The sequence below is a fragment of the Massilia sp. BHUDP2 genome (assembly GCF_046236355.1).
GTDB lineage: Bacteria > Pseudomonadota > Gammaproteobacteria > Burkholderiales > Burkholderiaceae_D > Telluria > Telluria varians.
Genome location: NZ_JBJUVW010000002.1, coordinates 1 through 12,769, shown reverse-complemented (window position 1 = coordinate 12,769; position 12,769 = coordinate 1). Strand labels below are relative to the sequence as shown.

12 protein-coding genes are annotated in these 12,769 nt (G+C 66.7%); 7 read left to right on the top strand and 5 right to left on the bottom strand.

Annotated features, from left to right (window positions below; genetic code table 11):
* Window positions 1-108: 108 nt before the first annotated feature.
* Both ACK6C6_RS10815 and ACK6C6_RS10810 read left to right on the top strand, forming a co-directional pair.
* Window positions 109-1,191 (top strand): mechanosensitive ion channel family protein, encoded by a 1,083-nt coding sequence (locus ACK6C6_RS10815; protein ID WP_409267329.1) that lies wholly within the window; start codon window positions 109-111, stop codon window positions 1,189-1,191.
* A gap of 187 nt (window positions 1,192-1,378) precedes the next feature.
* Window positions 1,379-1,771 (top strand): KGG domain-containing protein, encoded by a 393-nt coding sequence (locus ACK6C6_RS10810; protein WP_409267328.1) that lies wholly within the window; start codon window positions 1,379-1,381, stop codon window positions 1,769-1,771.
* Between the two features lie 393 nt (window positions 1,772-2,164).
* On the opposite strand, the gene ACK6C6_RS10805 is transcribed toward ACK6C6_RS10810, so the two are convergent.
* Together ACK6C6_RS10805 and ACK6C6_RS10800 are read right to left on the bottom strand one after the other, a co-directional pair.
* Window positions 2,165-3,352: a glycosyltransferase gene (locus ACK6C6_RS10805; RefSeq protein ID WP_209586630.1), complete on the bottom strand. Its 1,188-nt coding sequence runs from the start codon at window positions 3,350-3,352 to the stop codon at window positions 2,165-2,167.
* Window positions 3,353-3,790: 438 nt separating this feature from the next.
* Window positions 3,791-5,011, bottom strand: a complete 1,221-nt coding sequence (locus ACK6C6_RS10800) for a hypothetical protein (protein ID WP_409267327.1) — start codon at window positions 5,009-5,011, stop codon at window positions 3,791-3,793.
* A gap of 158 nt (window positions 5,012-5,169) precedes the next feature.
* Here ACK6C6_RS10800 and ACK6C6_RS10795 point away from each other — a divergent pair, with 158 nt between their 5' ends.
* Window positions 5,170-6,462, top strand: a complete 1,293-nt coding sequence (locus tag ACK6C6_RS10795) for an NCS2 family permease (RefSeq protein WP_209586628.1) — start codon at window positions 5,170-5,172, stop codon at window positions 6,460-6,462.
* A gap of 279 nt (window positions 6,463-6,741) precedes the next feature.
* Window positions 6,742-7,551, top strand: coding sequence for a YdiY family protein (locus ACK6C6_RS10790; protein WP_036212589.1), 810 nt, complete (start codon window positions 6,742-6,744; stop codon window positions 7,549-7,551).
* 53 nt (window positions 7,552-7,604) lie between these two features.
* Here the strand turns inward: ACK6C6_RS10790 and ACK6C6_RS10785 are convergent, their stop codons facing one another.
* Complete coding sequence (locus ACK6C6_RS10785; protein WP_409267326.1) at window positions 7,605-8,906, bottom strand: MFS transporter; 1,302 nt, start codon at window positions 8,904-8,906, stop codon at window positions 7,605-7,607.
* Window positions 8,903-9,226 carry a thioredoxin family protein gene (locus tag ACK6C6_RS10780; protein ID WP_285376230.1) on the bottom strand — a complete coding sequence of 108 codons (324 nt, stop codon included), beginning with the start codon at window positions 9,224-9,226 and terminating at the stop codon, window positions 8,903-8,905. The genes ACK6C6_RS10785 and ACK6C6_RS10780 overlap by 4 nt, the downstream gene beginning before the upstream one ends.
* A 182-nt stretch (window positions 9,227-9,408) precedes the next feature.
* Here ACK6C6_RS10780 and ACK6C6_RS10775 point away from each other — a divergent pair, with 182 nt between their 5' ends.
* From ACK6C6_RS10775 to ACK6C6_RS10765, 3 genes are all read left to right on the top strand, one after another.
* On the top strand, window positions 9,409-9,588 hold the full coding sequence (locus ACK6C6_RS10775) for a DUF3606 domain-containing protein (RefSeq protein WP_027864044.1): 180 nt from the start codon (window positions 9,409-9,411) through the stop codon (window positions 9,586-9,588).
* A gap of 188 nt (window positions 9,589-9,776) precedes the next feature.
* On the top strand, window positions 9,777-10,934 hold the full coding sequence (locus tag ACK6C6_RS10770; protein ID WP_409267325.1) for a mechanosensitive ion channel family protein: 1,158 nt from the start codon (window positions 9,777-9,779) through the stop codon (window positions 10,932-10,934).
* A gap of 15 nt (window positions 10,935-10,949) precedes the next feature.
* Window positions 10,950-11,798, top strand: coding sequence for a glucose 1-dehydrogenase (locus ACK6C6_RS10765; protein ID WP_409267324.1), 849 nt, complete (start codon window positions 10,950-10,952; stop codon window positions 11,796-11,798).
* A 3-nt stretch (window positions 11,799-11,801) separates the two neighbouring features.
* On the opposite strand, the gene ACK6C6_RS10760 is transcribed toward ACK6C6_RS10765, so the two are convergent.
* Window positions 11,802-12,626 carry a hypothetical protein gene (locus ACK6C6_RS10760; RefSeq protein ID WP_409267323.1) on the bottom strand — a complete coding sequence of 275 codons (825 nt, stop codon included), beginning with the start codon at window positions 12,624-12,626 and terminating at the stop codon, window positions 11,802-11,804.
* Window positions 12,627-12,769 lie beyond the last annotated feature (143 nt).

The window sequence follows — 12,769 nt, the reverse complement described above, 5'->3', positions numbered from 1 at the left end:
ACCTCGGCCATCCGCAGCCAGCGTCAATTGTGCGCGCCGCAGGCCTGCTGGCCCCCACACTACTCCCTTTGCCGTGACGATGGGATGGGGTAAGGGATGGAATATTTGTTGAGTAATAATGACCTGGAAAACTGGATGATGGCGGTCGGCGTCTTCATCGGCGCGACCGCCCTGATGGTGGTCGTGCGCATGTTTTTCCTGCGCCGGCTGAGCAATATGGCGAACCGCACCGTGACGCGGGTGGACGACCTGGTGGTCAAGATGCTGAACCGGAGCTACCTCGTGTTCAAGCTGGCCATCGCCGCCTACCTCGCCAGCATTTTCCTCGTGATGCCGGAAAGCTGGCGCCTGGTGGTGTCGCGGATCGCCGTGGCCTCGCTGATCCTGCAGCTGGGCATCTGGGGCGACACCGCGCTGCGCGGCTGGCGCAGCCAGCTGCTCGCCACGCCCGGCGACGGCGCGCGCAAGGCCTCGAGCACCATCCTGTTCTTCATGATGCGCCTAGTGGTCTGGACCGTGGCCTTCCTGATGACGCTGGATAACTTCGGCTTCAACATCACCACCCTGGTCGCCAGCCTGGGCATCGGCGGCATCGCCGTGGCCCTGGCTACCCAGAACATCCTCGGCGACCTGTTCGCGTCGCTCTCGATCATGCTCGACAAGCCCTTCGAGGTGGGCGACTTCATCATCGTCGGCGACGCCCTCGGCGCGGTCGAATACATCGGCCTGAAGACCACGCGCCTGCGCGGGCTCGGCGGCGAGCAGATCGTGTTCTCGAACGGGGAGCTGCTCAGGAGCCGGATCCACAACCACAAGCGGATGGAGTCGCGCCGCGTCGCCTTCCTCCTGCGGGTCGCCTACGGCACCAGCGAAGCCCAGGTGACCGCGATCCCGGCCATGATCCGCGAGATCATCTCGTCGCGGGCCGACGTCAATTTCGAACGGGCCCACTTCTTCCGGTACGGCGACTGGTCGCTCGACTACGAGGTGGTGTACCACTTCAAGAGCCCCGACTACATCCTGCACATGGACACCCAGGAGCAGATCCTGCTGCAGATCTACCGCGCGTTCCAGCGCGAAGGCATCCAGTTCGCGCACCCGCTGTCGGTGGTGCGGGTAGCGGGCGCCCACGATCCGGTCGGCGGCTGGCCGCCCGTCGCGCCGGATCCCGGCGGCGCGCTGCGCCACTGAGCATCGGGAACGCGACGGTATGCGCCGGAGCGGTCCTACAGCACTGGGCCGGACAGTCCTATTCCGTGGCCGAGGCCGGCGGCCTAAGATGGACTCACCTCTTCCGGAAACGAATGCCCCCCGCAGGACGCGGCGGCAGCGGCCGGAAGAGAATCGACCAACCCTGTCATCGATAAAGGAGACCATCATGACATCGAACAACCAGGGCAACAGCAAGCGCGGCTTCGCCTCCATGGACCAGCAGCAGCAGCGTGAGATCGCCTCGCAGGGCGGCCGCGCATCCGGCGGCGGCAACCGCGGCAACTCGCAGAGCGGACGCGGCGGGAACTCGCAAAGCGGCGGTGGCGGCAATGGCGGCGGTGGCCGCGGCTTCGCCTCGATGGATCCGCAGCGCCAGCGCGAAATCGCTTCGCAGGGCGGCCGCGCGGCCCACGCATCCGGCAACGCCCACGAGTTCACCTCGGAAGAGGCGCGCGAGGCCGGCCGCATGAGCCACAAGAACGACGGCAACCAGCAGAGCGGCAACCGCGGCAATTCGCAAAGCGGCGGCAATGGCGGCGGACGTGGCGGCAACCGCTGAGCGGGTCGCCTGACCCTCGCAACATGGTCAAACGGCGCGGTGTCCCAGGACACCGCGCCGTTTTTGTTCGTTCGACGCCCGCAGCGGATTCCCGTAGGGTGGGCGGCTCTACCGCGTGACGGGGCCGGCCCGCGGTCTTGGCGCCGCCCACGCGGTGATCGTCAGCGGCGAGATCGTCGTGCCCGGAAACGGAGCCTCTATCGATCACCGCGTGGGCGGCCCATACGGCATGGCGAGGCAAACTGCCGGGTGGAGCCGCCCACCCTACGAAGCCGGACGTACGCCGAAGACGGCACCCACGCAAAAACACGGCGGCGGTACCCACGAGGGTCCGCCGCCGTGCCGTCGCCAGTCAGCGCCACCGGTTGCCCGGTGCGCTGGCCGCTTACCCTGTCAGGCGCTCTTCGCCACCGGCACCTTGGCTGCCTTCACCGGCAGCACGTCGGCCTTGGCGACATCCGGGTTGGCCGGCAGGCGCGCGTGGCGGCCCGGCACGGCGCTTTCGATCAGCTCGTGCATGCGGCTGGCGGTCAGGTCCCAGGAGGTGTTGGCCACCACTTCGCGCATGCGCTTGGCCATGGCCTGGCGTTCGTCATCGCTCAGGGCCAGCTGGCGTTCGCAGGCGGCGATGAACTCTTCCGGGGTCGCGGCGACCGCCACCACGTCGCCATACGGCACCTTGACGTCGGTGATCGGGGTCGACACCGCCGGCAGCTCGGCCGCCATGTACTCGAGCACCTTGGTCGGCGAGATGAACTTGGTCGAATCGTTCATGGCGAACGGCAGCAGGCACACGTCCCAGCCGGCCAGGAACTTCGGCAACTGGTCGTAGCTGCGCTGGCCCATGTAGTGGACGTTGGGCTGCTTCGGCAGCGTGGCCGGGTCGATCTTGACGACCGGGCCGACCATCACGATCTGCCATTCCGGATGGGCGTCGGCCATCTTGGAGACCAGTTCGACGTCGAGGCGCTCGTCGATGACGCCGTAGAAGCCCAGGCGCGGGTGCGCGATATGGGCCTGGTCCGGATGCGAGATCGCGCGGTCCTGGGCCTGGCGGAAGTGCTTGGCGTCGACGCTGCTCGAGAAGCAGTGCGCGTTCGCGTGGCGGTCGCGCTTGGACTGGTACAGGCTCGGGCCGCCCGTGAAGACGACATCGGCCATGTTCAGCAACGCGCTTTCGCGCTGCAGCAGCTGTTTCGGCGCGTTCTTGAACATTGCCAGCTCGTCCATGCAATCGTAGACGATCTTGGACGGGTTCAGGCCCTGCAGCAGCGGCAGCGCCATCGGGGTATAGAACCAGACGACCGGCTGCTCGCCTTCCGGCACGAGGTCGGCCAGCAGGGTCTGCAGGGTCGGAAGCTGGTCATCATGGAAACCTGGTGCATGGATCGCGGTATGCGGCTGGCACACCGTGATGTTCGGCGCGACTGCCGTCTTCTTCAGGTATGCCTGCCCTTCGCTATAGACCGGTTCCTCGACAAACAGGATATCGTAGTGTTCCGCCAGACGGGTCATCAGGTGCTGGGGACGCTGGAAGACGAAGTCCCAGCGCAGGTGGCAAAACACGATCAAGGTCGGCATATTCATTTCCTTTCGCCTTCGTGGCGCTATTTTGTTGGCAAAGCCTGGCGTTTTCTCTCTGTTGGCCAGTTCCCCGGGTGTGGACAATTGCGGTTCAATCCCACACCGGACCCGCTAATCGTAACATGCAAAATTGCCATTATTTTCATTTATGCACTGCAATATTGCTAATTGGAAATGTTGCAACCAGATGTTACAAAGACCTCTCATAGGAGAGAGCTGCCTGCTGAGCGCACTCGTGTAGGGTGGCTCCTACAGCGGTACAAGAAAATCCACTACGAAAAGTCATCGCACTTTTACCGTGCCCGGGCGCGCAGGGGCGCCGCCGGGACCACCGGCGGCGATCTTTGTTCGGGGAAAACGGCGATCGAAGGCGCCATGCGGCCGCCGCAAGCGCCGCCGGGGTGGCGGGAGCGCGGTCGGAAGGCCTTGCCGCCGTCAACCCGGCTGGTAGGGTTCCGCGCCTTCGGCGTGCCCGTCCTCGCTGAAACCGGTGGCGACAGACACGCCCTCCAGGCCGAGCGACAGCAGCGCATCGCACAGGTTGTCGATCTCGGCGCCGAGGTCGGCGGCGAGGTCGACCGGGGTCTCGACGCTGCCCCAGGGCGTGCCGCCGTCGAGTGCATACAGGTTGATGCGCAGGACGATGTGCTCGCCCGCGTCAAGCGGCGCGACGGCGGCATGGACCTGGTCCGGCGCCAGGTCCTTGTCGGACAGCGTGCGTGCGATCTCGGACAGGATGCCGAGGGTGGTAAGCTCGCTCACGCCCTGCTCCTTGGCGCCGTAGAACAGGTCCTGGTAGAGGAAGTCGACATGGATGCCGTCGGGCTCGCGTCCCAGCAGGCGCCGCACCAGCGGGGCGGCCTGCGCGGTCCAGGCGCGGAAGCGCTCCTCGCGCGCCGCGTACCAGGCGTCGGCGCCCGCTTCGTCGCGCGGCACCGCATAGAACGGGTCGTCGGTACGCTTGAGCGAAAAGCCCAGCAGGAAGCGCAGCTCCAGGGCCGACTCGTCGGGCGCGAAGCGCTCGCCGGTCCAGCCGCGGATGCTCGCTTCGATGGTCGGCGCCGGCTGCAGTTTCTTCTCCAGCAGCGTGCCGGCAGCCTCGCGCAACATTTCCTGCAGGCTCGAATAGGACACGTGGTCGATCTCGGCCAGGTCGTAGGCATGCTGGACCAGCACCAGCTTGCCGCCGGCGCTCTCCAGCCCGGCCGGGTGGAAACTGTTGGCCAGCGCCTCGAAGGCCTCTTCGTCCTGGAAGGTGTCGGCCGCCTGCAGGCCCCCGGTGCTGCGCACGAACAGCGGAATCAGGAAGGCGTCGATCTCGTACTCCACGCCCTTGCCGTTGCCGTCCTCGCGCCGCAGGCGCAGGTTGGCGGCTTCTTCCTCGATGCGGCCGCGCAGCAGGCGGCAGGCCTCGGGATCGGTATAGCGCGCCGTTTCGATCGCTTCGTACAGCGCCTCGTCGCGCTTCTTGCGCAGCAGCTTGCGCACCGCGGCCAGGAGTTCCTCCTCGCGTTCGTCGGCACTGCCGAAGCCGGGCGCCTCTTCCCTTTCGGCGATCGCCAGGGCCAGGTCGGCCAGCTCCTGCGCCACGGAGGCGTTGTCGGGCTCGCGCGGATTATTCGAGGTACGGGGCAGCGGACGCTTATTCTTCGGCATGACATGTGGTGGTAATGATGGAGATGCCATGTTAGCGCATTGGCACCGATGCGCGGGGCCACGCTGCATGCCGGAGCAGCCAATGAGCAGCCAATACTCGCTCGGCAGTACCGCGGAGTGTTATGCTTCAGCCAAAACACGCCTGGAGTCCAATAATAATGCTCGACCGATTCTTCAAACTCACCCAAAGCGGCACCACCGTCCGCACCGAACTGCTGGCCGGCCTGACCACCTTCCTGACGATGGTGTACATCATCTTCGTCAATCCTTCGATCCTGGGCGACGCCGGCATGCCGAAGGAATCGGTGTTCGTGGCCACCTGCCTGGTGGCGGCGCTCGGCACCGCCGTGATGGGCCTGTACGCGAACTACCCGATCGCGATGGCCCCCGGCATGGGCCTGAACGCCTATTTCGCCTATGCCGTGGTGCTGGGCATGGGCATCCCGTGGCCGGCGGCGCTGGGCGCGGTGTTCATGTCCGGCTGCCTGTTCATCCTGGTTTCCCTGCTGGGTCTGCGCGGCATGATCGTGAACGGCATCCCCAAGTCGATGCGGGTCGCGATCACGGTCGGCCTGGGCATGTTCCTGGCGCTGATCGCCCTGAAGAACGCCGGCATCGTGGTGGCCAGCCCGGCGACCCTGGTCAAGGCCGGCGACCTGCACAAGCCGGAAGCCGTCATGGCCATCGTCGGTTTCTTCGCCATCGTCGCGCTCGACCGCCTGCGCGTGAAGGGCGCGATCCTGATCGGCATCGTGCTGGTGACCGTGCTGTCCTTCTTCTTCGGCGGGAATACCTATAACGGGATCTTCTCGGCCCCGCCCTCGATCGAGCCGACCCTGTTCAAGCTCGACATCGCCGGCGCCCTGTCGGTCGGCATCATGAACGTGGTGCTGGTGTTCTTCCTGGTCGAGCTGTTCGACGCCACCGGCACCCTGATGGGCGTGGCGCGCCGCGCCGGCCTGCTGGTCGAGGGCAAGATGGACCGCCTCAACAAGGCCCTGCTGGCCGACAGCGGCGCGATCGTGGCCGGCAGCGTGCTCGGCACCTCGAGCACCACCGCCTACCTGGAAAGCGCCTCGGGCGTGCAGGCGGGCGGCCGCACCGGCCTCACGGCGCTGACCGTGGCGGTGCTGTTCCTGGCCTGCCTGTTCATCGCGCCGCTGGCCGGCGTGGTCCCGGCCTACGCCACCGCGCCGGCCCTGCTGTTCGTCGCCTGCCTGATGCTGTCCGACCTGGGCGAAGTCGAATGGGGCGATTCCACCGAGAGCATCCCGGCCGCGGTCACCGCCCTCGTCATGCCCTTCACCTTCTCGATCGCGGAAGGCATCGCCTTCGGCTTCATCAGCTACGCGGTGCTGAAGCTGCTGACCGGCCGGGCACGCGAGGTGGCGCCGGTGGTCTGGGTGATTGCCGCCCTGTTCACGTTCAAGATCGTCGTGATCGGAACCTAAGTACTCGCCCCGAAATAAATGTGTTTTTGGCTTCCATAACCGGCGCGCTGCTGCGTTGGCTCCTGCTTGCAGTGCTCGCACTGCGGCGCACTCGCCGCCTTGCATCGCATCCGGTTCTGTTCGCCAAAACTCACATTTATTTCTTGTCGAGTACTTGGCGCGGTCGCGATGCCAGACATCCAAGGCAGCTGATTAAAACGCGCCAAATGTGTCTCAAAGCATCGTTTTGCGCGTTCTTTGGGATACAATGTCGCGCATCTTGCTGGCAATACAGTGCTTATGAAACACTTCAAATTCCCTGCATCTCTTCTTGCGCTCGGCCTGTGCGCCTTCCATGGCGCCGCACAGGCTGACTTCGACCTCCCGGCAGTCGGCAACGTCCACGGGCCGATCTCCGTGGCCAAGCCCGAGATCCCCGAAGGCGGCTGGTTCACCTCGGCCGAGCTGGGCGCGATCACGACCTCGGGCAACACCACCGGCACCTCGGTCACGGGCAAGATCGACGCCCGCCACGAGACCGCCAACTGGAGCCATGAATTCGTCGTCAGCGGCTTCTTCAAGGAAGACGAATACGAGAACGACGACGGCAACATCGAGCGCAGCAAGTCGGCCGAACGCTTTGCCGCCTCGGCCAAGGCCTCGCTCAAGCTGCTGGGCGAAAACAAGCGCGCCTTCGTGATCGGCTCGCACGTCACCGACCGCTTCGGTGCCTACAACCGCTATTCCTCGATCGCGGTCGGCCACGGCTCGCGCTGGCTGAATACCCCCGACACCTCGCTCGACGTCGAGATCGGCCCGGGTTATTTTGCCGGCGAGCGTGCCACCGGCGAGGACGAGAGCGGCCTCACGGTACGCGGCGCGGCCCAGCTGCGCTGGCGCGTCAGCCCTTCGGCCTTCTTCGCCCAGACGGTCAGCGTCGAGAAAGGCACCTCCAACACCCGTTCGGTGGCCGAGACCTCGCTCAGCACCAAGATCAATTCGACCATGCAGATGAAGGCCGGCTTCAGCGCGCGCAACGACTCGAGCGTCCCGGACGGCAAGAAGAACACCGATACCCAGACTTCGCTGACGATGGTCTATTCGTTCTGAGGCCAGCGGCCGGGACGAACGTCAAAAGGGCCCCGTTCGGGGCCCTTCCTCATTTAGCGGGGCGCCGGCCGCGGCGCAGCCCTCGTGTGCCCGTCCCCGACCGCCAGCAGGGCAAACAAGCTCAGCAGTGCCGCGGCCGTCAGGTAGTAGCCGACCCAGGCCAGCCCGTAGTTAGTGGCGAGCCATGTGGCGATGTAGGGCGCCAGCGAAGCGCCCAGGATGCCGGCGAAATTGAAGGTCAGCGAGGCCCCGGTGTAGCGCACCTCGGCCGGAAACAGCTCGGCCAGCAAGGTGCCGAGCGGCCCGTAGGTAAAGCCGATCAGGCACATGCCGAGCACCATGAAGGCGCCCACCGCCAGCAAACTGCCGGAACCGAACAAGGGACCGAACAGCAGCCCGAATACGGCGATCGCCGCGCTCACCAGGATCATCGCCATGCGCCGTCCGTGGCGGTCGGCAAGCAGCGCCGACGGCGGGATCGTCAGCGCGAAGAACACCACCGCGACCAGCTGCATGGTGAGGAAGGCCTGGCGCGAAAAGCCCAGCCTGGTCGTGCCCCAGCTCAGCGCGAACACCGTCATCAGGTAGAACACCACAAAGGTCGCCAGCGCGACGACGGTGCCCAGCACCAGCGCGCGGGTATGGTCCTTGAGCACCGCCAGCGCCGGCACCTTGACCCGCTCGTTACGATCCAGCACCTTCTGGAAATCCGGGGTCTCGGTGATTTTCAAGCGCACGTACAGGCCGACCAGCACCAGCAGCGCGCTGGCCAGGAAGGGAATCCGCCAGCCCCAGCGGAAGAACTCCTCGTCCGCCATCAGGGTGCCCAGCAGCAGGAAGGTGCCGCCCGACAGGAAGAAACCGATCGGCGCGCCCAGCTGCGGGAACATGCCGTACCAGGCGCGTTTTCCCGGCGGCGCATTCTCGGTCGCCAGCAGCACCGCCCCGCCCCACTCGCCGCCCAGGCCCAGGCCCTGGCCGAAGCGGCACAGGGCCAGCAGCAGCGGCGCCAGCGTGCCGATCGAATCATAGGTGGGCAGCAGGCCGATCAGCACGGTGGAAATGCCCATCGTGAGCAGGGCCGCCACCAGGGTCGCCTTGCGGCCGATGCGGTCGCCGAAGTGGCCGAAGACGGCCGAACCCACCGGCCGGGCGAAGAAGGCGATGGCGAAGGTGGCCAGCGACTGCAGGGTCGCCGCGGCCGGGTCGGCGGCCGGGAAGAACAGCCGCGGGAAGACCAGCACCGCAGCGGTGGCGTAGATGTAGAAGTCGTAGAACTCGATCGTGGTGCCGATCAGGCTCGCGAACAGGACCGTGCGCGGCTTGTTGGCGGGGGCGGCGGCGGCCTCGCTCATGCGGCACCGGCCTGGGCCAGTGCGACGCGGACTTCGTCGGCGGACACCGGACGCACCACGCGCGCCACCTCTTGCCCATCCTTGAGCACGACCACGGTCGGCCACAGCTTGATGCGGAACGAGCGCCCCAGCGGGCGGCCGGGCCCATCCTCCACCTTCACGTGGCGCACACCCTGGCTGCCCGTCAGGGCCTCGTCGATCAGGGGCTCGGCGGCGCGGCAGTAGCCGCACCAGTTGGCGCCGAAATCGAGCATCACGGTGCCGGGCATGGCGTCGACGGCGCTGCGTTCGGGCTGGGCGGTTTCGTAGGGTGCGGACATGCGGGTCTCCTCCTTGTGGTGCGATTGCTATCGATATGGCAAGCGTACCTGAAAAAGTTGCCATTGGCACGGTCCGCGGGTCGATGCCGGGTCGAGAATGGCGCGCAAGGTGAAACAGCGTACGGATCGCATCGGTTGTGGCTGGCACTCTGGCAGCAAGCAAAGTGAACAAGGAGGCCATCATGTCCGACAACCTGCAAAACCGTGGCGCGCAAGACCGCGCCCGCATCAACGTCAACGAGGAATGGGAAGTGCGCCACTGGACCGAAGCGCTCGGCGTGAGCAAGGAAGAGCTCGAACGCGCGGTGAAACAGGTCGGCCCGAGCGCCGAAGCCGTGCGCGAGCACCTGAAGCGTCACTGATCCCACGGCGCGGGCGAGGGGCACGCTCCCTGCCCGCGCCGCTTCACGGCGCCCTTCCGGCGCGCCTGCGCCTGGCCCTGGCTGGCCAGCGCGCAGCGCGCTGCCAGCCGTGCGCCGCTGCCGCATGCCCTTCCCCGCCTATCCCGGCACGCGCGGCCGGCGCCGGCCCTCCCGATAAGGAGTCCGGTTTGAACAATATTTCTCATTTCTTCGCATCCCTGAACATCACCCTGCCGAACGCCCTGTTCGCCGTCGCCGCCACCGTCGCCAGCTACGCGCTGATGCACGGCGCCCTGATCCTGTTCCGCCGCCGGCTCGGCCAGCTGAGCGAGGAGCACCAGCACCGCACCATCGCCCAGGTACTGGGCAAGACCCTGGCCCACACCGGCGTGTTCGCCATCGTCGCCACCGCGATCCTGATCGGCCTGTCGGTGCTGGACCTGCCCGAACCCTGGAACACGCGCCTGGGACACCTGTGGTTCTTCACGCTCGGCATCCAGATCGCCGCCTTCCTGCACCGCGCCGTCAAGATCGGCGCGCGCCGCTATTTCCTGAGCCACGGACGCGGCGCGGTCGACGACCAGGTCACGGTCGCCCACACGGTCGTGATCTGGCTGCTCCAGACCACGGTCTGGGTAGTGTTCGTGCTGGCCATGCTGTCCAACCTGGGCATCAACGTCACCACCTTCGTCGCCAGCCTCGGTATCGGCGGCGTGGCCATCGCGCTGGCGGTGCAGAACATCCTGGGCGACCTGTTCGCCTCGATGTCGATCGCGGTGGACAAGCCCTTCGAGGTCGGCGACTTCATCACGGTCAACAATTTCAGCGGCACGGTCGAGCATGTGGGATTGAAGACGACCCGGGTACGCGCCCTTGGCGGCGAGCAGATCATCGTTGCAAACGCCGAACTGCTGCGCAATACCGTCTACAACTACCGGCGCATGAGTACGCGCCGGATCGTGTTCACGCTGCGCGCCAGCCCGACCACGCCGCGCGAGCTGGCGGCGCGGGTGCCGGAGATGCTGCGCGAGATCGTCGCGAAACACGACAAGCTGCGCTTCGACCGCGCCCACCTCAAGACGCTCGACCAGAACTGGATCGAGTACGAGATTGTCTACACCATGCTCGACGCCAGCTTCGACCTCTACATGGATACCCAGCAGGCCATCAACCTCGACGCCATGCAGATGTTCGAAGAGCTGGGCATCTCGACCGCGCCGCGTCCCCAGCACGTCCTGCTGCAGGAAGCGCCCGAGGCGCGCGACCTGCGCGGCGAGGAAAAGCCGGCCGCCAACGAAGACACGCCGGGCGCGGCTTCCGCGCGCCCGCGCTACCTCAATCACTGACCGAAAGGAAACGCGATGACCCAGACGCAACAGCCAGCACAGCAGCAGGAACCGCCGGGCACCGAGGCGCAACTCACGCCGAAGGCCGACCACGGGGAGTCGAGCTACCAGGGCTCCGGCAAGCTCAAGGACAAGGCCACCCTCATCACCGGCGGCGACAGCGGCATCGGCCGCGCCGTCGCCCTGGCCTTCGCGCGCGAGGGAGCGGATGTCCTGATTGCTTACCTGAACGAACACGAGGATGCGCAGGAGACTGCGCGCCTGGTCGAGGAAGCCGGCCGCAAGGCGGTGCTGGTGCCGGGCGACCTGGCCGACCCGGGTCACTGCCGCGCGATCGTCGACAAGGCGGTGCAGGAGTTCGGGCGCATCGACGTGCTGGTCAACAATGCCGCCTTCCAGATGACCCACGACTCGCTGGAAGAGATCCCTGACGACGAATGGGATTACACCTTCAAGGTCAACATCACCGCGATGTTCCATATCTGCAAGGCGGCGGTGCGGCACATGCAGCCGGGCTCATCGATCATCAACACCACCTCGATCAATTCCGACAACCCGAAACCGACCCTGCTGGCCTATGCCGCCACCAAGGGCGCCATCGCCAACTTCACTGCCGGCCTGGCCCAGTTGCTCGCCGAGAAGGGCATCCGCGTGAACTCGGTGGCCCCGGGTCCGATCTGGACGCCGCTGATTCCCGCCACCATGCCGCCCGACCAGGTCGAAAGCTTCGGCCAGCAGGTGCCGATGAAACGGCCCGGCCAGCCGGCCGAGGTGGCGCCGGTCTACGTGCTGCTGGCTTCCAGCCAGGCCAGCTACATCTCCGGGGCGCGCATCGCGGTGGCGGGCGGCACCCCGATCCTGTAGGACCTAGTTTGCGCCGTTGGCGCGGCCCCGGGCCGAGGCGTTCGCGCTCAGCGAGAGGGAGGCCGCAGCGCCGCCCTTAGCCGGGGTGGACTTCCCGGCGCTGCCGGAATCGGCGTCCGAGCCTGCACGCACCGCACGGTCTGCACTCCCGGCCATGCTTCCTGCGCCGGATGCATCCAGGCCGAGGTTTGCGGCGTCTTCGCCCGAAGCGGACGCGCTGCTACCGCCCTGCGCCCCGGCACCGGCAGGCTGCGACAGCGCGCCGGCGCCCGACACCGATACCGTCGCAGCTGCCAGCATCGACCTTGCGCCCTGGCCGCCGCCGCGTACACCTTCGCCTGCTGCCTGCATGCCGCTACGTACGCCCGCGCTGCCGCTGCCAGCGGCGTCCCGGCCGGTGGAACGCAGTTGCGCCACCCTGTCGGCGGCCACATCCGCCGCGCCGCGCAAGCCGCCGGCGGCCTGGCCGGCGCCGAGTTCACCGGTCACGGAGCCATCGCCTGACACCGTGCCCGCCAGGGCGCCGTTCACGCCGCCGAGTCCGCGGCCGGCGCCTCGCGCTTCCGGCTGCGGGCGTGCTTCCCGCACGCGCTCGGCGGCCTGGCCGGCCATGCTCCTTGTCGGGCTGGCGATATCGGCATCCAGGCGGCCGGCGCCGCGCACCATGCTTGACGCGTCGATGCCGCCCATCCGGCCCATGCCCCCTCCGATCATGCCGCCAACCGAGCCGCCAAGGGACCCGCCACCCAGCAACTGGGCATGGGAGGATGCGGCGACACCCAGGGACAGGGCGATGACGATGTGCTGGACGATCTTCTTGGCTTTCATGGTGTTCTCCTTGTTAGTGGCGCGACTGATTTCGCTGCCGATACAAGGAAAACGATGCCGCGTGGCGATTTATTCCATCAACGCAAAAGAAAAAGTTGGCGCTGTCACCGTTACGTGTTGGAGATCTTGAACTGTTGAGCTGG

Coding starts and splice junctions, on each gene's coding strand:
- ACK6C6_RS10765 (WP_409267324.1), top strand. CDS start 10,950: ATGACCCAGACGCAACAGCCAGCACAGCAGCAGGAACCGCCGGGCACC.
- ACK6C6_RS10780 (WP_285376230.1), bottom strand. CDS start 9,226: ATGTCCGCACCCTACGAAACCGCCCAGCCCGAACGCAGCGCCGTCGAC.
- ACK6C6_RS10790 (WP_036212589.1), top strand. CDS start 6,742: ATGAAACACTTCAAATTCCCTGCATCTCTTCTTGCGCTCGGCCTGTGC.
- ACK6C6_RS10810 (WP_409267328.1), top strand. CDS start 1,379: ATGACATCGAACAACCAGGGCAACAGCAAGCGCGGCTTCGCCTCCATG.
- ACK6C6_RS10760 (WP_409267323.1), bottom strand. CDS start 12,626: ATGAAAGCCAAGAAGATCGTCCAGCACATCGTCATCGCCCTGTCCCTG.
- ACK6C6_RS10795 (WP_209586628.1), top strand. CDS start 5,170: ATGCTCGACCGATTCTTCAAACTCACCCAAAGCGGCACCACCGTCCGC.
- ACK6C6_RS10775 (WP_027864044.1), top strand. CDS start 9,409: ATGTCCGACAACCTGCAAAACCGTGGCGCGCAAGACCGCGCCCGCATC.
- ACK6C6_RS10800 (WP_409267327.1), bottom strand. CDS start 5,011: ATGCCGAAGAATAAGCGTCCGCTGCCCCGTACCTCGAATAATCCGCGC.
- ACK6C6_RS10805 (WP_209586630.1), bottom strand. CDS start 3,352: ATGCCGACCTTGATCGTGTTTTGCCACCTGCGCTGGGACTTCGTCTTC.
- ACK6C6_RS10785 (WP_409267326.1), bottom strand. CDS start 8,906: ATGAGCGAGGCCGCCGCCGCCCCCGCCAACAAGCCGCGCACGGTCCTG.